Annotated in this window: 17 protein-coding genes; 15 read left to right on the forward strand and 2 right to left on the reverse strand. The window is 35.1% G+C overall.

All coding sequences use genetic code 11. The features are described 5' to 3' along the window. Nucleotides 1-481: 481 nt before the first annotated feature. Entirely contained in the window at nucleotides 482-928 is a 447-nt protein-coding gene (locus GJU32_RS11310; protein WP_155592053.1) for a helix-turn-helix domain-containing protein, read from the reverse strand. A 1,034-nt stretch (nucleotides 929-1,962) separates the two neighbouring features. On the opposite strand from GJU32_RS11310, the gene GJU32_RS11315 reads away from it, so the two are divergent. The 7 genes from GJU32_RS11315 to GJU32_RS11345 all read left to right on the forward strand — a co-directional run bounded on the left by GJU32_RS11315 (nucleotide 1,963) and on the right by GJU32_RS11345 (nucleotide 8,971). After that, nucleotides 1,963-2,868 carry an NAD(P)/FAD-dependent oxidoreductase gene (locus GJU32_RS11315; RefSeq protein WP_155592054.1) on the forward strand — a complete coding sequence of 302 codons (906 nt, stop codon included), beginning with the start codon at nucleotides 1,963-1,965 and terminating at the stop codon, nucleotides 2,866-2,868. Nucleotides 2,869-3,094: 226 nt separating this feature from the next. Then, nucleotides 3,095-3,772: a response regulator transcription factor gene (locus tag GJU32_RS11320; RefSeq protein WP_155592055.1), complete on the forward strand. Its 678-nt coding sequence runs from the start codon at nucleotides 3,095-3,097 to the stop codon at nucleotides 3,770-3,772. Between the two features lie 395 nt (nucleotides 3,773-4,167). After that, nucleotides 4,168-5,199: a siderophore ABC transporter substrate-binding protein gene (locus GJU32_RS11325; RefSeq protein WP_155592056.1), complete on the forward strand. Its 1,032-nt coding sequence runs from the start codon at nucleotides 4,168-4,170 to the stop codon at nucleotides 5,197-5,199. 19 nt (nucleotides 5,200-5,218) lie between these two features. Continuing rightward, nucleotides 5,219-6,235, forward strand: coding sequence for an ABC transporter permease (locus GJU32_RS11330; protein ID WP_155592057.1), 1,017 nt, complete (start codon nucleotides 5,219-5,221; stop codon nucleotides 6,233-6,235). Then, nucleotides 6,232-7,296 carry an iron chelate uptake ABC transporter family permease subunit gene (locus tag GJU32_RS11335; RefSeq protein ID WP_155592058.1) on the forward strand — a complete coding sequence of 355 codons (1,065 nt, stop codon included), beginning with the start codon at nucleotides 6,232-6,234 and terminating at the stop codon, nucleotides 7,294-7,296. Before GJU32_RS11330 ends, GJU32_RS11335 begins: the two co-directional genes overlap by 4 nt. Beyond that, nucleotides 7,293-8,045, forward strand: a complete 753-nt coding sequence (locus tag GJU32_RS11340) for an iron ABC transporter ATP-binding protein (RefSeq protein WP_155592059.1) — start codon at nucleotides 7,293-7,295, stop codon at nucleotides 8,043-8,045. The genes GJU32_RS11335 and GJU32_RS11340 overlap by 4 nt, the downstream gene beginning before the upstream one ends. Nucleotides 8,046-8,782: 737 nt before the next feature. Continuing rightward, nucleotides 8,783-8,971, forward strand: a complete 189-nt coding sequence (locus tag GJU32_RS11345; RefSeq protein ID WP_230875019.1) for a thermonuclease family protein — start codon at nucleotides 8,783-8,785, stop codon at nucleotides 8,969-8,971. 51 nt (nucleotides 8,972-9,022) lie between these two features. On the opposite strand, the gene GJU32_RS11350 is transcribed toward GJU32_RS11345, so the two are convergent. Further along, entirely contained in the window at nucleotides 9,023-9,898 is an 876-nt protein-coding gene (locus GJU32_RS11350; protein ID WP_155592060.1) for a glycine betaine ABC transporter substrate-binding protein, read from the reverse strand. Between the two features lie 155 nt (nucleotides 9,899-10,053). Between GJU32_RS11350 and GJU32_RS11355 the strand changes: the two genes are divergently transcribed. From GJU32_RS11355 to srtB, 8 genes are all read left to right on the forward strand, one after another. Next, nucleotides 10,054-10,668, forward strand: coding sequence for a manganese efflux pump (locus GJU32_RS11355; protein ID WP_155592061.1), 615 nt, complete (start codon nucleotides 10,054-10,056; stop codon nucleotides 10,666-10,668). 246 nt (nucleotides 10,669-10,914) lie between these two features. Next, the gene (isdC, locus tag GJU32_RS11360; RefSeq protein ID WP_230875021.1) at nucleotides 10,915-11,526 is read left to right on the forward strand and encodes a heme uptake protein IsdC; all 612 of its coding nucleotides are present in this window, start codon (nucleotides 10,915-10,917) and stop codon (nucleotides 11,524-11,526) included. Next, entirely contained in the window at nucleotides 11,526-12,950 is a 1,425-nt protein-coding gene (locus GJU32_RS11365; RefSeq protein ID WP_155592063.1) for an NEAT domain-containing protein, read from the forward strand. Before isdC ends, GJU32_RS11365 begins: the two co-directional genes overlap by 1 nt. An 82-nt stretch (nucleotides 12,951-13,032) precedes the next feature. Then, nucleotides 13,033-14,316 carry an NEAT domain-containing protein gene (locus tag GJU32_RS11370; RefSeq protein ID WP_230875022.1) on the forward strand — a complete coding sequence of 428 codons (1,284 nt, stop codon included), beginning with the start codon at nucleotides 13,033-13,035 and terminating at the stop codon, nucleotides 14,314-14,316. A 15-nt stretch (nucleotides 14,317-14,331) separates the two neighbouring features. Beyond that, nucleotides 14,332-15,240, forward strand: coding sequence for a heme ABC transporter substrate-binding protein IsdE (gene isdE / locus GJU32_RS11375; protein ID WP_155592065.1), 909 nt, complete (start codon nucleotides 14,332-14,334; stop codon nucleotides 15,238-15,240). A gap of 96 nt (nucleotides 15,241-15,336) precedes the next feature. Next, nucleotides 15,337-16,302 (forward strand): FecCD family ABC transporter permease, encoded by a 966-nt coding sequence (locus GJU32_RS11380; RefSeq protein ID WP_155592066.1) that lies wholly within the window; start codon nucleotides 15,337-15,339, stop codon nucleotides 16,300-16,302. A 6-nt stretch (nucleotides 16,303-16,308) separates the two neighbouring features. Further along, the gene (locus GJU32_RS11385; RefSeq protein ID WP_155592067.1) at nucleotides 16,309-17,079 is read left to right on the forward strand and encodes an ABC transporter ATP-binding protein; all 771 of its coding nucleotides are present in this window, start codon (nucleotides 16,309-16,311) and stop codon (nucleotides 17,077-17,079) included. A gap of 12 nt (nucleotides 17,080-17,091) precedes the next feature. Further along, nucleotides 17,092-17,886, forward strand: coding sequence for a class B sortase (srtB, locus tag GJU32_RS11390; protein ID WP_155592068.1), 795 nt, complete (start codon nucleotides 17,092-17,094; stop codon nucleotides 17,884-17,886). The last annotated feature ends 87 nt before the right edge of the window (nucleotides 17,887-17,973 follow it).

The following is a 17,973-nucleotide window of genomic DNA, read 5'->3' on the forward strand; positions in this document are numbered from 1 at the left end:
ATTACAGATGATTTTGGAGTGGTAGATTTGGATTACAACATCAGTGTAGAAGAAAAATTGGGGAAGCCTTTAAAGGAAAAATGTATGACGTTTAGTATTTTTCAAAGTTATTCAGAGTGTGTTATTTGAATAAAAACCTGTAAGTTTGACGCTTTAAACCTGCATTTTTAATCGTTCTAAACCTTAATTACAGATTCTTGAATAAACGATTAGACTGTATACCAAAGATATTGTGAACAAATATACTTAAGCTAACGGGGCAGGTTAGTTGAATAAGATATATACTGAAAAAGAGGCTGGGACAGAACTCGACTATTTTGAAAAATAGCGAAAACAGATAATAACTTTTTTGCTTCAATGAATAGAGTGTTCCTTCCTAAATCAAAAAAGTGTTAGACCGAAATACAATCGGTCTAACATTTTTTCTTTTTGTCCCAGCCTCTTCCTATATAATTAGTGTATAACTATAAATCCAAAATGATTATTTGTATTTCTTGGCTAGAGATTCGCTGCCAATTGCTCCAATGATAGTCATAAAAAACGGTCCAACTTGAAATAACAGAGAATCCTGTAAGAACACAATGTTTAAATCAAATAACTTATTACCTATTACAATGAATATCTTAGCTAGTATGATTAAAAATCCAATTATTAGAAGAATATCAAAAAACAATTTCCACCGTGGATAGACTAATGTTTGGCTATCTTTTATGAGTTTCTCTTTCAAAGAATTATCCCCCTTTACTAATTCATCAAGAGTAATATCAAATATGTCACTTAACTTAATTAACAATTCAATACTAGGGTAACTTTCTCCACGTTCCCATTTTGAAATAGATTGTCTACTAATATTAAGTTTTTCACCAAGCTGTTGTTGTGACATATTATGCTTTTGACGTTCTTCTTTTATTTTTGAAGAAAAATACATATGATCAACTCCTATCCACAGTATATTTATTTGTACTAAAAAACTAAAGAACCGCATCGTTGCAGGGGTGTAAACTATTAGTTTCCCCTTGGAAATAGCGTTTATTATTGTTTATAGCCCTTCATTTGCCTGTTAATTATAAGTAAAATAGGAATTTAATGGACTTTCCTTAAACTGCTAAAGTGGCTGTTTAGTCAGTGTCTTTTATGGGGTTTTATTAAATTATAAAAGTTCTTTTGTTATATCGCTATGAGCAGGGTTCCTGTAATAATTGAAAGGAAATTTAGAGCTTGTGAAATAATGCACTTAAGCTAACGAGTGCGTTAATTAAAGATCATTGAACATTTGAGTTGCATATGCAGCTCTTTTTCTTTATTGAACTTACTGAGCAAATATATCAAAGTGCAATATATAATTACACCAATGTATTAAGTGTATTACTGCAAGATATTGTTCAGAAGCATTAAGAAAAGCGTTGCGCAAAAGCAACGCTAAGTTCGTTCAATTTTAGACAACATTACAACACTAGAAACAAAACCTATCAATCCGCTAACCAAGAAAATGTATGCTACTAGTATTGACATAGTTTCTAAGTTGTTTGTAAAGATTTTATATGCCCCTGCAGTAAATAATGCCAAACTACTAACTGAACAAAGTAATGTTTTATTCTTGTAAGTCAAAAAAACACCCCTAAATAATGGTATGTATATAAGTTAATATAAATTTAGTTTTTGGTTAACATAATCTTTTTTTTCATTGGAGAGTGTCACAAAAACAAAGTACCTTACCGCACAATATGAGGAAATTAATAAATAAGGTAATCCACTACTCATTCGAATATCAAGAATTTATCGTGAATAAATGAACTTAAACAACGGGGCAGCATAGTGGAATAAACAAAAATTCTTCGTTATAAAAACAAGAAAACCAATATTAGTGTGTAAAGAATGGAAATCCATGATGTAGGAAATAATGTAGTTCTCTTATGCAAATAACAATGCAAAATAAAACCAAAACAATACGGAGGTAAAAAAATGAATGTCCTTGATTGTATCATTATAGGTGGTGGTCCTTCGGGGTTAAGTGCTAGCTTAACTTTAGGAAGGGCTAGGAGAAACATTGCATTATTTGACGATAGAACGAATAGGAATAGGGTGACACAAGCGTCACATGGATTTATTACTCGTGATGGGATAAAACCACAAGCGTTAAAAGAAATAGCGTTAAAAGAGTTGGAGAATTACCCGTCCGTATCATATTTTACTGCAACAGTTACTGAAATTATTAAGGATATAGGTAATGAGCGATTTACTGTCAAAACATCTACTAGTCAGGAATTTATTTCAGAAAAAATAATACTCGCCACCGGTATTCAAGAAATATTTACTATACCAAGTATAAGAAAGTTTTATGGGAAAAGTCTATTTAGTTGTCCGTATTGTGATGGCTGGGAACAAAAAGATAAGCCATTAGTGGTTATTGCAGAAAAAGAAGAGCATGTACTGCATTTGACTAAGTTAATTTATAATTGGTCGCAGGATTTGGTTGTCTTAACGAATGGAGTTCAATTATCTATTGAGGGTAAAATGGCGTTACAAAAACACAATATCAAAATTATACCGGAAAAGATAAAAGGCTTACTAGGTAATGACGGCTACTTACAAAAAATAGAGTTTGAAACAGGCGCAACAATTATAAGATCAGGTGGATTTGTTGCCCCATCTTATTATCGCCCAAATCAATTTGCTAAGAAGCTTGGCTGTGAAATTCATGAAAATGGAAAAGTTATAACAGATGGTGTTGGTAGAACAACCCAAAAAAACGTATATATTGCAGGGGAAACCGAAAGATCTAAACCATCCTCTTTAATGATTTCAGCTGCTAAAGGTAATAAAGCTGCGATTTCAGTAAACACTGATTTAACGATGGAACGCTTTTGATTACGTCATAAAATCTTCTGCTTCAACTAAATAAGAACTTAGCTAATACAATTAAACACATCAGTGCCGATGTGTTGTCACATATACTTCAAACATTGTGTTAGAGTTAGCCTCAAATCTACCCTGATAAGTTGTTATAATAGGTTTTTAGAAATTTAATATTTATAAATCCGATATTCTTTTTTGTGATAAATATTTTATTTAGTGAAGTAGAGGTGAATCACAGGTGAAGCAAGTGTTGGTAATTAAGAATGAACGGTCTTTAGCAAAAAAAATTGTAAGCGGTTTAAAGCAAGAAGGCTCTTTCATTTGGACACTTCACAATGAAAAAAAAGGTTTAAATATTGTATATGAGCAAGATTGGGATATTATCGTATTGGATTGGGATTCGTTAAGTATATCTGGACCGGAAATTTGCAGACAAATAAGGGCTGTTAAAACGACACCGATAATCATTGTGACCGACAATGTGTCTAGCAAGGATTGTATAGACGGATTACAGGCAGGGGCAGATGATTATATAAGAAAACCCTTTGAGAAAGAAGAATTAGTAGCAAGGATAAAAGTTATTTTAAGAAGAGGGGACTATATCCACACTATCGAGAATAATTTCTTGCGGTTTAAAGATCTCTTCGTTGATGCATCACGCAGTACTGTGACAAAAAGTGGTGAAAATCTCCAGCTTACTAAGCGCGAGTATGATTTACTAGTGTTTATAATGAAGAATAAAAATAAAATATTGGGCCGTGAAATACTCTTGAACCAGGTTTGGGGATATGACATAGCAGTCAATCCAAATGTAGTGGATTTATATATTGGGTATCTAAGAAAAAAGCTAAAGTGTGACAAAAAAGACCGATATATTCAAACAATACACGGTAGAGGCTATTCAATGATTGAATAGTGACAATAAGATAATAGGTAAAGTACAGTTTGTCACAGTAATAAATATTAACATAATCGAAAAAAACGAGTAAAAACAGTTTCAACCAGTTTTGCTCGTTTTTTTGTTCTATTAAATTTTAAAACCAAATTGTTTCTGGAAGAAATTGAAGTTACGGAAACCTTAAAAAATACTTCATGTAATACTTTTTGTACCCAATTTATGCTTGATGTAACTTTATTTATCAATTTACATCCTTCACAAGATTTTCACATAATTAATGACTATACTATTCCACAGGACGCACAAATGAAAATGATTATCAATAGCGATTAAATTGGATAGCAAGTACTATTTCATTCAATCTATGAGCTTCTTCTCATTTTCAAAATAAACTACATAAAAGGAGTATATGTATGAAAAAATTTATGTCATTAAAATTTGTTGTTCTTATGGCGGTTTTGACTTTGATGTTAGCAGCTTGCTCAAGTTCAAGTAATGAAGGTAAACAAGAGTCAAAGTCATCTGAAGCTAACGGAAGTGAAGAGGTTGCTAAGCCTACGACGGTTGAAATCACTGATGCACATGGAACTGTTACTGTTCCTGTAAACCCAAAAAATGTAGTTGCCTTGGATAATAGAACGTTTGAAACTTTAGCTGATTGGAAAATTGAACTAGCAGCTGTTCCAAAGGATATAATGCCTGAGGGTATTTCATATAAAAATGATGATTCAGTTCAAAATATTGGGAATCACCGTGAACCAAATCTTGAAATTCTAGCGGCAGCAAACCCTGAACTTGTAATTGTCGGACAAAGATTTGCTGACTATTACGAAGAAATAAAAAAATTAGTGCCAAATGCCACTGTTATTGATCTTAATGTTGATGTTTCTGAGGAAGCAGCTACACCTGGGGAAAACTTAGTAAATGGACTTAAAGATTCTACAATTTCTTTAGGTAAAATTTTTGATAAAAATGAGGAAGCTAAACAATTGGTAGCTGATTTTGATAAAGTGATCGAAGATGCTAAATCTGCATATAACGGAACAGATAAAGTGATGAGTGTTATTGTTTCTGGTGGAGATATTGGCTTTGCAGCTCCTCATTCTGGGCGTGTTTGGGGACCAATGTATGAAATTTTCGGATGGGTTCCAGCATTAGAAGTTACTGATTCTTCTACAGATCATAAAGGTGATGAAGTTTCTGTTGAAGCTATTGCACAAAGTAATCCTGATTGGCTTTTCGTATTAGATCGTGATGCAGGAACATCTGATGCTGCTACTTCAACTCCTGCTCAGGATGTTATTGCTAACGCACCTGCTCTTCAAAATACAACTGCTGTTTCTAAAGAACAGATTATTTATGCACCAGCAGATACTTACACGAATGAATCAATCCAGACTTATTTAGAGTTATTTGAAAACCTTACAAATGCTTTAGCTAAGTAGTGTAAAGGAGTATAAAACGGTGCCAAAAAATATAATTTCTAGGGTTGAGAGTTTTTCTCAACCCCAGTTTTATAATCACAATAAGATATGGACAAAACCTTTTATATTAGCGATTATAGTTGTTATTATTTTAGGCATTATATCACTGTTTACTGGAGTTTATGATATACGTGGACAAGAGGATGGAATGGAGATGTTTTTCATAACTCGTGTTCCAAGAACAGCTGCATTAATGCTTACTGGAGCTGCAATGGCAATGGCAGGACTCGTAATGCAACTTATTACACAGAATCGTTTTGTTGAACCTACCACAACAGGAACTATTGAATGGTCAGGTCTAGGACTGCTTTTTGTTTATTTATTATTTCCTGCTCCATCTTTAGTTTTAAGAATGACGGGTGCAATCATTTTTTCGTTTATAGGAACTATGATTTTCTTTTTATTTTTAAGAAGAGTTAAACTTCGTTCGTCTTTAATAGTTCCGATCATTGGATTGATGCTTGGAGCAGTCATTTCTGCAATTTCCACTTTTATGGGACTCCTTTTCCAAATGACGCAAAGTATTGAAGCTTGGTTTGTAGGCTCTTTTGCGCCAGTTCAGGTGGGAAGATATGAATATTTATGGCTAATTGTTATTGTTACTTTGCTTATTTTTATTTATGCTAATAGACTGACTTTAGCTGGACTAGGAGAAGATGTCGCAACAAGCCTTGGTGTTAACTACAATAGGATTGTTCTTTTTGGGACTGGCCTTATTTCTGTTGCAGTTGGAATTGTTGCAGCTGTTATTGGAAATTTACCTTTCTTAGGTTTAATTGTCCCTAACATAGTTTCAATGTTTAGAGGCGATGATCTTAGGAGTAATTTACCTTGGGTTTGTGTGATAGGAATGGGTACTATAACTGCTTGTGACATAATTTCTCGAACTATTATAATGCCATTTGAAGTACCTGTCTCTTTAATACTTGGAACAGTGGGGGCAGTCGTATTTATTACTATTTTATTGAGACAAAGAAAACCAAGGAGGCTACGATGACCACATTAGAATATAGAAATAAAGAAAATGTCGAAATCGATTCTAGCCTTCATAATAAGAATAGATCAGCTAGGGCTTTTCGTTCTAAGAAAGAAGAAAAACGTTATTGGATTTTACTGATAACATTGATTGCTTTGGGCATCCTTTTTTCATATGGACTTTTAGTTTATAACAATCCAGTTCCGATAGATTCACCTTCTTTTATCCCAGTTGTTATGAGAAGGATAGTAGCTCTTGTTGCAATGATTATTGCTGCAGTTTGTCAGAGCTTGTCGACTGTTGCTTTCCAATCGATTACGAATAATAGGATAATAACGCCTTCGCTTTTGGGTTTCGAATCCCTTTACTCAACAATACATACGAGCACAATATTTTTCTTTGGTGCTAGTGCATTGATAAACTTTAGTGGAATTGGATCATTTTTATTTCAAGTTGTTGTTATGGTATTGATGAGTTTGATACTATACGGATGGTTACTTTCTGGTAAATATGGAAATCTACAACTTATGCTTTTAGTTGGAATTATTATTGGTACTGGTCTAAATTCTGTGTCAACTTTCATGAGAAGATTACTTGCACCTTCTGAATTTGATATTTTACAGGCAAGATTGTTTGGTTCTGTTAATAATGCAGATTCTGCATATTTTCCTATCGTCATTCCTATGGTAATCATTGTAGCATTATTAATTCTTGCTCATTCTAAGAATTTAAATGTATTATCACTAGGAAAGGATGTTGCTACTTCTTTTGGAGTTAAATATCAACCTAGTGTAATTTATACACTTGTATTAGTTGCTATTTTGATGTCAATTTCAACAGCTTTGATTGGACCACTTACTTTCTATGGCTTTTTAGTAGCAACTTTGAGCTATCAGGCGGCGTCAACTTATGATCATAGATACATTTTTCCAATGGCTCTTGCTATAGGATTTTTGATAATAACGAGTGCATACTTTTTAATGTATCATGTATTCCATGCTCAAGGTGTAGTTTCAGTTATTATCGAATTATTTGGTGGAATAGTATTTTTAACTGTAATTTTAAGGAAGAGGGCTTTATGATAAAAATTGATAATGTTAAAAAGTTCTATACTGATAAGGTGAAAATAGGACCTTTGGATATTGAAATACCAAAAGCGGGTTTTACTTCTTTAATTGGGCCAAATGGCGCTGGAAAGTCTACGACACTTTTGATGATTGGAAGACTCTTGGATATAGAGGAAGGTCAAATTCAGGTGGCAAGTATGAATGTTTCTGAAACCAAATCCAAAGACTTAGCAAAAATTTTGACTATATTGCGACAAGAAAATCATTTTGTAACTAGGCTTACTATTAGACAACTAGTTGGATTTGGACGCTTTCCTTATTCAAAGGGAAGATTAACAAAAGAGGATGAGGTTATTATTTCTAAATATATCGATTTTTTAGACCTAACTGATTTAGAGAATAGATATTTAGATGAACTTTCTGGTGGTCAAAGACAAAGAGCGTATGTAGCGATGGTTTTGTGTCAAGAGACTGAATATGTACTTTTGGACGAGCCTCTGAACAACCTTGATGTTGCTCGTTCTGTTCAAATGATGGAGCATTTGAGACGTGCGGCTAATGAATTTGGAAGAACAATTCTGACTGTTATGCATGATATAAATTTTGCAGCCAAATATTCTGATAGAATTTGTGCTATGAAAGATGGACAAATTGCTGCTTTTGGAACAGTAGAAGAGGTTATGGATTCAAAAATTTTGACAGATATTTTTGAAACAAAAATAGAAATTATTGAAGGACCTTATGGGCCAATCGCTGTTTATTAGTTAAAATTTTTAAAAAAGAAGCATCTCAAAAGCTGAGTGTGAAAAAAATTAATAGAAAATACTGTAGCTTGTGCAGATTATAACAGCTACTATAAGAAGTTGCTGTTTGTGTTTTACAGACAGCAGCTTTTTTGTAAACTATTTCCCATAATAACAATTTGTTTTGGCATTTCTAAAGTAGTAAAGATGTGGGATTTATTGCTGATGGATAGGTTATTCTTTTGTTTTTACTGTATTGGTTGTACAAAGTGGCTAAGTAATGAAAGAGTGTAGATTCTATTTGGTTAGATGAGAATGGGGCATCTATATTTTTTAAGCCCTATTAATTTCTACACGAAATGGTAGTCTGTATACAAAGATAGAAAGTGGTTTACCAATTCTTGTTAGTGACTTATATGAATGATAAAGAAGAATAAAACGTTAGAATATGGTTGACAAAATAATTGAAAATGATTATCATTATCATATAAAGAATATTCCTTTACTACAATACAGTGTAGAAAGGGTGAACTTTAGCTACTTTTCTCCAGAAGTTTGCTAGTTCATGATTACGCTCCTGAAACCCCCCTCATTTTTTGGGAACGTTAAAAATCTCAGACAGCTCATTCTATTGTAGAATAAGCTGTCTTTTTAATGGTTTTTGGAAAAGAAGTAATTGTAAAAAATTGAAGCGGTCTATGATGTTGGCCCAGAGACAGACAATTATGATCGCGTACTTACCTGTGTCTTTGTAGAATATGTGTTTATTGCAGGAATCCCTATTAAAGGGAGGTCTTGCAGTTGTACGTTATATTCATAAAACGAACAATACATTTGAAGAAGCATTTAGAGCTATTCAGCAAGTAGTGCAAGATGCAAAATTAAATATTTGGTCACATGATGATTACTTCCAAAAAGATGGCTTCCATCCTAAAGTAATTGACTAACACAAAAAATCCATTTACTAGACATTAGTAAATGGATTTTTTGTACTAATATTATGCTTTTACATCTTGCGTCCAATCGGCCACTTTGTCTGGATTGCTTTCAACCCATTTCTTTGCGGCATCTGTTGCGCTCATACCGTTCATAATATCGAACATCACACTTTCAATATCTTCTGAAGTCCAATGGAAACGATCAAGGACACTATACGCTTCAGGGAAATCTTCCTTTAAACCGTTACGAACGAATGTACCAATATATTCTTCCGTACCATATAAACCTTTCGGATCATCTAAATATTTTAAATCATAGGCATTAAAGATCCAATGTGGAGACCAACCTGTAATGATGATTTCCTCATTGTTTGCAATGGCATGACTAAGGGCTGCTGTCATTGCACCAGCAGAAGAGGTTAATACTTTCCAATCTTTTAGATTTTCATATTCTTTATAAGCGTTTTCTGTCGTAGCCATCATATTAGCGCCTGGTTCAATTCCTGTAATAGTGCGACTAGCTTCGTTTGTTAAATCCTCAATGGAGTCTACATCCATATAACTAGGAACGACTAAGCCAATCTTTGCACCGTTTAGGTTGTCACCTAAACTCTCAATTTTATTATTGTATTTTTCGACTTGAGGGGCATGTGTTTGAGGCAACCATGCAGACACCATACCATCGACTTCTCCGTTCACAAGTGCCTCCCACATAATGCCATTGTCTAATGGCGTTAGTGTTACCTTATATCCTAAATCCTCAAATACTTGTCCTACTACATGGGTAGAAGCAACCTCAGTATCCCATTCAACATAAGCCAAGTTGATTTCTTTTTGGTTGTTATTCTTTATTCCCGCATCTGCCGAACTACATGCCGCTAAAACTAGTAGGCATAGTAAAGCGAATGCTATTTTCGATAATCTTACGTATTTCATATAATTTCTCCCTTCGATAATCATTATAGTGAAAAATTTACAAGTAACAACTTAATTTTATTAACAAGTTGCTACTTTTGTCAAATTGAAACGAAGCATTATATATGCCTCAAACATAAAGTTGTGTTGCCCATAAATCTTTTTATTGAAGACATATGATAGGTGAAAATGGAGACGAAGATTCGAGGAGGCTTAGTATGCATTGGATTACAATTATTCTAATTGGAATCGCTGCGAATTTAGATAACTTGGGGATTGGCCTAGCTTATGGTGTCAAACAAGTTAAAATTCCGATTTTATCGAATGCTGTGATCGCTATTATGTCAATGATCGTCACCTATGTCGCAGTAACAGCAGGCAGCACGGTAGTTGAATATATTTCACCGCATACTGCCAATTTATTAGGAAGTTTATTATTGTGTGTAATTGGTATATGGACTTTAATGTCTAATAATTTTTCTAATCAACGGATAGCTGGAAACCCTGAACTATTTGATGAAGATAAAAACTTAGTGATTTCAACTCGAGAAGCAATGGCACTTGGCTTCGTATTATCAGCCAACTGTTTAGCAGGAGGCATTGCTATAGGAGCGAATGGTATCTCTGCTCTTTGGACTGTCATTTCCATCGGACTGTTTTCGTTTATCACAGTTGGTGTGGGGAGTCAATGTGGCTCTTTACTATCAAAGACGTTTATAGGCAAGCATTCAACAGCGATTTCAGGTTGGCTACTAATCACGATTGGGATTTTTGAAATTTTTGCTAAATAAAGTGATAGGATATTTTAGAAATAGCAAGAACATTACCGTATTTTGGTAATGTTCTTTTTATTAGGAGGTAAATTTGACATATTGAGGTCGAATTTGGATTTAATGTTGACATACACTGGCAACAGCGATTATTCTTGGGAGTAGAATCGTAATTGAGAATAATTTTCGTTTACGTGAAAGTGCTTTCATGTAAATTACTTTTTTCACTTATGATGTTTTAATATGACCAAGGGAGGCGTGCAACACATGAAGAAAATGCTCATGTTGATCATGCTTGTTAGTATTTTTGTTGTTAACTTAGGGTTGACACAAGCATCTGCTCAACTGGCTGATGGCACTCATTCGATAAAATATCAGGTCAATAAACCTGAAAGTAACGCTGCATCTATTGCAAACGATTATTTTGTAAAACCAGCGAATGTAACGGCGAAAAATGGTACTGCAACGGTACAAATCACCTTGAAAAACAGTGCATGGATTACAAAATTTCAACCACCTGGTGGGGCAACGGTTGTGAGTGAAGATAAAGCAGCCGACACACGCACTGTGAAGTTCACGGTTAAGGACTTATCAAAACCAGTAATAACATCAATGAAAATTGATATCGATGATATTAATTATCATCATGAATATAGCGTAGCACTAGTATTTGATGCAGCATCGACTGCTAGTTCAGCTGCTTCAACTTCACAAACAACGTCAAAAGAATCAAAAGAACCAGCAGCATCTAATGTAGAAAGTCAGGTGCCGAATCCACAAACAAGTGATGCAACACCATATCTATTAATGGTTGCTTTAGTGGGATCTGCATTTTTACTTTATAGAAAAAAACTACAAACAAAATCGGAGGGTCAATAATGGCTAAAAAACGTCAATCTCGCGCAACTAAAATCGTACTAGCTTCATTGCTAGCAGCATCGCTTACAGTTCCATCCTTTGCATCTGCAGCTGAAGTAGTTACAACAAATACAGAAGTAAAAGCAGAAACAACGAAAGCAGACAAAAAGGATGCAGTTGTGAACTTCCAAATCTTTAAACCTGGTACTACAGAAGCGCAGCCTGCTATTAGTTCTCATCTAGTACCGCAGGGTTCGATTGTTGAAAAAGACGGTAAATTTGAAGCTAGTATTACTGTTACAGCAAAATCTGCACCAATGATTGCAGGACTACAAACAAAGCAAGGCGATAAATTTGTGGATGCAACAGAGGTAAAAAATAGCGATGGCACAATTACATACAGTTTCCCTGTTGTTGTTGATGAAGTTAAATCAGCAAAAATCCATGTAGTTGTTCCTTCTGCAAATATGGACAAATGGTATGACTTTGATTTAAAAGCAGTGAAAGAAGTAAAAGAAGAAGTAAAAGTGGATGAAGTGGCTGTCACTGTTTACAAAAATGGTACAACAGAAGAATCCATGATGAAACAATATATAGCACCAAAAGTAGGCGTTTCTGCGAAAGATGGTAAAAATATTGTGACAATGACTTTCCCTCAAGGCCAATATGTAAAAGGTTTCACTGTAGAGGGGAAAGAAGCAACTTTAGTGAAACAAGAGGATACAACGAATGCTCGCACGTATTCATTTGAAGTAGCAGATTTAAAGAAACTTGTGAATGCTCAATTACACATCGTAGTAAATGAACCAGCACAAGGTGTGAAGTATGATTCTAATCATACCGTACAATTTAGCTTCGCTGTCGAAGGTGCAGTGAAACCAGTTGTAAATCCATTTAAAGATATTAGTAAAGATGCGAATAAAGATGCAATCCTTTCTCTTTACAGTTTAGGAATCGTTAAAGGTCAAGACAACTTTAAACCAAACGATAACATTACGCGTTCTCAATTTGCATTAATGGTTGCACGTGCATTGAACGTATCTTCTACAAAAGATGCTGGATTTAAAGATACAGGTAAGCTTAGTGCGGAAGCTGTTCAAGCGATTAATGCATTAGCTGAAGCAGGGATTGTTAAGAAAACAACAAACTTTAATCCAAATGATACATTAACTCGCCAACAGGCAGCAGTAATGATTTACCGCACAGTAACACATGTAGCAGGGAAAGAAATGAACTTTGGTGATCCAAGTCTTTCTTATTATGCTGACGGGGCAAAAGTGAAAGATGAAGAAGCGAAAAAGGCATTCGCACTTCTGTATGCAGGTAAAGTAATGACGGGTTCTCCTACTGCAGACGGTAAAACAGTTATTGATGCAAATAGCCCATTAAAACGTTCACATATGGCAAAAATTCTAAATGGCTCATTGCAATACATGAATAAATAATAATCTTAACAGCAACTTCCTTTCTCACATTCATGGGGAAGGAAGTTACTGTGCTTTTAAAGAAATGGGAGGATATTATGCAATGACACTAAATAGAAACAACCTTTGCATATTGGCTGTTAGTACAATCATATTGTTCTTTTTTCCTCATTCCATTTTTCTACAAGCAAAAGCCGAAGAATCTGTCATCGCAGATGGTAGTTATCAAGTTGAACTAAGTTTTTCTTCTATCGAAGGCTTTGAAGAAAGTCTTTTTAAACATGTAGCAACGCTCACAGTGAAGAATGGACAATATCAATTAACTGCGGTACTTGAAGAGCCAAATCTTATAAAAGATATACATATCGAACAGTTAGGCAATGAACTTTCTTTTACACTAGATAGAATAGAAAATTTAGTTCAGTTTGATGTATTGGCATTACATCAACCAATTGTAATAAAGGGCAATATAGCGCTTGAAACGGAGGAACAATATGCTTTGTTTTCCCAAGAGTTGACAATAGAGACGCAGACACTTTCACCAAATAATCCACAGGGTGAAGAACAAGTTGAGGAAATTGTCTCAGAGGGAATAACTGGCCAGGAATGGGCGTTGGATTATGTTTTATTGGCGGATGGTAAACAAGAGCCTTCTATCATGAATAGCTATGTGAATCCAGTGGCAAAGGTAATTGAAAAAGATGGTAGATACTACGTCCAAATGACGATTTTACATTCAGCTTGGGTCACAGGGCTAAAGGTAGATTATAAAGGAGAGCAAGTTGAACCCAAGTTGCTTTCACTTTTAGATAATGTACGAATGGTGGAATTCGAGGTTGAAGATTTAGCACAACCATTACGAATGTGGGTGAAGATTGATATTTCTGACATTCCCTATCATCATCAATATTTTGTCCAGTTAGTATTCGATCAAACACAGGTTGCGAAGGTTTTAAATAAACCCTCTAAAGAACCCTCTTCTGAAGTTGAAGTTCGTGATAAAGGGGCAGAAATAGTTGTGAAAGAGCAAGTGCAAAAGCAAGTGCAAAAGCCACTAGTACAAACCAAAATTGAGAAGACAACGAACGCAGCTACATCGACAGTGCCAACTACCCAATCTAAGCTAGTTGTACCACAGGAAGAAAAATTAGCATTTGATCGTACACTAGATGAATCAGTGGACAAAGCGGTAAAAGATGCACCGGAAGAAAACAAAAAAGATGAAACCACAACTGAAAAGATAGTGAATCAGTCTACTGCAAGTCAGCAGATTGAACCGTTAAACATAGTAAAAATTATTTTGCTTATCGTTAGTTGCCTTGGATCAGGCTGGTTACTTGTTCGACGTGTAAAAAAAGCCAAACAGGATAGAACTGAGCAGAAATAAGTGGGAGATGACACAATGAAAAAGGATTGGAAAATAGGACTACTGGTACTGACATTACTATCACTGCTTCTTGCTGCCTGTAGTGGCAGTGATAAGCCTGCAACAAATGAGAAAACAGTTGCTGAAAAAGAACAGGTAACAGAAGAAAGTGAGCAACGAATCATTGCTGGTACAGTTGTAGTGGCAGATATTCTAGATAAGCTGGAACTTGATGCAATCGCTGTACCAGAAACGGAAAAGCAATTAGCAAAACGTTTTGAAGGTCTGCCATCTATCGGTAATGCGATGGAGCCTGATATGGAGATTGTAAAGTCATTGAATCCGACAGAAGTATTATCTGTATCGACTTTGGAGTATGATTTACAGGATAAATTTAAGCAGTTGAATATTCCTGTCGACTTTTTAAATTTCCAAAGCGTTGATGCGATGTTAAAGGAAATCACAACACTTGGTGAACGCTACAATCGTGTAACACAAGCAGAGGAATTAGTGAAGGACCTTCAGAAAAATATCGAAGCGGTTCAAGGTGTAGCTGCGAATAAAGAAGGTCCTCGTGTTCTAATTTTACTTGGTATTCCAGGAAGCTACTTAGTGGCAACTGAAAACTCTTACGCAGGTGATCTTGTTAAGCGAGCAGGGGGAATCAATGTCATGGAAGGCCAAGACGCTGAGTATTTATCTTCCAATACAGAGTATCTACATAACAGTAATCCTGATATTATTTTGCGCTTATCACATGGCATGCCTGATGAGGTTGTGAAAATGTTCGATGAGGAATTTAAAACGAATGATATTTGGAAACATTTCGATGCAGTCAAAAACGAAAAAGTCTATGATTTAGAAGAAGAATTATTCGGGACGACAGCCTCCTTACAGGTACCTAAAGCTTTAGGACAGCTGATGGAAATTTTCTATCGTAAATAGTAACTAGAAATGTCGCTCGTATGATCAGTAGTACTACTTATCATAGAGCGTTTTTCTTATCCATAAGGGAATATAAATAGAAAAAGGAAGTCCAATATGACAAAAAGAATCGTCAGTTTTTTTATTGTAATTGTTTTATTACTTGTGACAATCGTCTATTCAGCAACAACAGGTAGCATTAAAATGGGCTTTTTTGAATTTATAGGGGCGCTATTTGAGGGAGAAAGTAGCCAAATGGAGGCAATCCGAGATTTACGTTTCCCGCGTATCATTGTAGCATTATTTGCAGGTGCAGCACTTTCAGTTTCTGGGGTGCTCTTACAATCCGTGATGCGTAATCCACTAGCGGATGCTGGTGTCATCGGTATATCTTCAGGTGCAGCATTTGTACAGCTCTTTATTGTCTCCTTTTTCCCTGCACTATTTTTTATGACACCTATTTTAGCATTTATGGGTGGTGCTTTGGCTTGTTCTCTTGTATTTGCGCTATCTTGGAAATCTGGCTTGAGTCCACTTAAATTGATTTTAGTAGGGATTGCCATTAATGCGATGTTTACAGGATTAACAGAGGCACTTATTAGCTTAGGTGGTTCCTTGAATACGTCGGCATCCAGTGTAATTGGTTCTAATTTAACTATGCGTACATGGAAAGATGTCTCTACAATTGTGACATATGGGACAATTGGATTGATAGGTGCTTTTGCTTTATATAGTTGGTGTAATCTTCTTGTACTGCAAGACAAAACAGTGAAAAGTTTAGGGTTCCAAGTAGCACGTGCACGTTTGCTTATTGCAGCTTTCGCCGTGTTATTAGCAGCTGTTTCAGTGGTCGTCGCAGGCGTTATTTCATTTGTTGGGCTATTAGTGCCTCATATTGCTCGTCGCCTAGTTGGACATGATCATCTAGTGCTCATTCCATTCACGGCATTGGCGGGTGCACTGTTAATTTTAGTGGCAGATACGATTGGTCGTACAATTGTTGCACCTATCGAAATTCCAGCCTCAACGATTATGGCAATTATCGGTGGTCCCTTCTTAATATTCTTATTACGAAAAGAGTGACGAAACATGGATATACAAGACATCATTGTATCGCATGATAATACACGTAACCATTTAAATGGCGTTTCAACAACGATTGTAAAAGGTAACATTACAACAATCATTGGTCCGAATGGTTGTGGGAAATCAACATTATTAAGTGTCATTTCTCGCCTTCATTCACCCAAATCAGGAAATGTCTTATTAGAAAATAAAGATTTACTGCACTACAAGCCGAAAGAATTTGCTAAAAAACTTGCCATCGTCTATCAACAAAATGATATACCAAAGGATTTAACAATCGAAAAGTTAGTTGGTTTCGGTCGTTTGCCTCATCAAACCATGCTGAAAAAAAATCACGATGAAGACGCAAAAGCAATTGATTGGGCACTTACCTGTACAAATCTACACCAGAAACGCACAACCAATTTAGAGGCATTATCAGGTGGAGAACGGCAGCGTGTGTGGATTGCTATGGCATTAGCACAACAATCAGAAATATTGTGTTTGGATGAACCAACAACCTATTTGGATATTTACTATCAAATAGAATTGCTAGAACTTGTAAAAACATTAAATGAACAGCATGGATTAACCATTATCATGGTGCTTCATGATATTAATCAAGCCATTCGCTATAGTGACCATATTATTCTGATGAAGGAAGGTCAAATTTTCGCAGAAGGTGAACCACGTGAGGTAATTACCAAACAAGTAATTAAAGAGGTCTATGGGGTCGATGCGATATTTAATGAAGATAAACAGCTTGGCTATTATATGTTGCCAGTGGGGATATAAGATGGTGATAGGATGAAAAAGAAGGCTTCAAAGTTGTTAACATTTCTGTATTTAGGCGTATTTTTATTTTCTGCATTTTCATTAGCTAAGTATCTATATACGTACTACGAAACGTCAAAATCTTTAAAGGAAGTACAAGCCATTTATCAAGCCACATTGACAGCTATTGAAGAGCAGCCATCAGATCAAATAGTGGAAAATCAAATGACGGATGGCGAATCAACCTTATCTATAAGACCACAGTTTAATGAATTATTAGCGATCAATCCTAATATCGTTGGATGGATTTCAGTAGATGGGACAAAGCTGAATAATCCGATACTACAAGCTGACAATAATGATTTCTATTTAAACCATAACTTTAAAGATCAGGAAAGTCGTGCAGGTAGCGTCTTTATGGATTATCGGAATAATACTCTTGATATGAACCAAAACACGATTTTGTATGGTCATGCAATGAAGAACGATACGATGTTCGGTAGTTTAAATAATTATTTAAAGCAAGACTATGTGGATGAACATCCAATCATCTATCTAGATACCTTATATGAAGGCTATGATATTGAAGTATTTGCTGCTTATGAGACAACAATTGATTTCTATTATATTGAAACTGATTTTAAAAGCAGAGAGGCTTACCAACAATTTTTAGAGGAGGTTCAAGAACGATCTTCCATTCAAATGAACGTCGGTATAAGCCCAGACGATAAAATACTAACTTTATCTACTTGTAAGGACTCTGTCATGAGTGACGATCATCGTTTTGTCGTTCAAGGGAAATTAGTAAAACGTTCAGACGTAAAATAGAAAAGGATGTACCGATTACTCGGACATCCTTTTTATTTATAAATTAGTTCTTTTTAATTACTTGACGTAACTTAATTATTAATATAT

The organism is Lysinibacillus cavernae, assembly GCF_009724685.1.
In the GTDB taxonomy this organism is placed as follows: Bacteria; Bacillota; Bacilli; order Bacillales_A; family Planococcaceae; genus Lysinibacillus; species Lysinibacillus cavernae.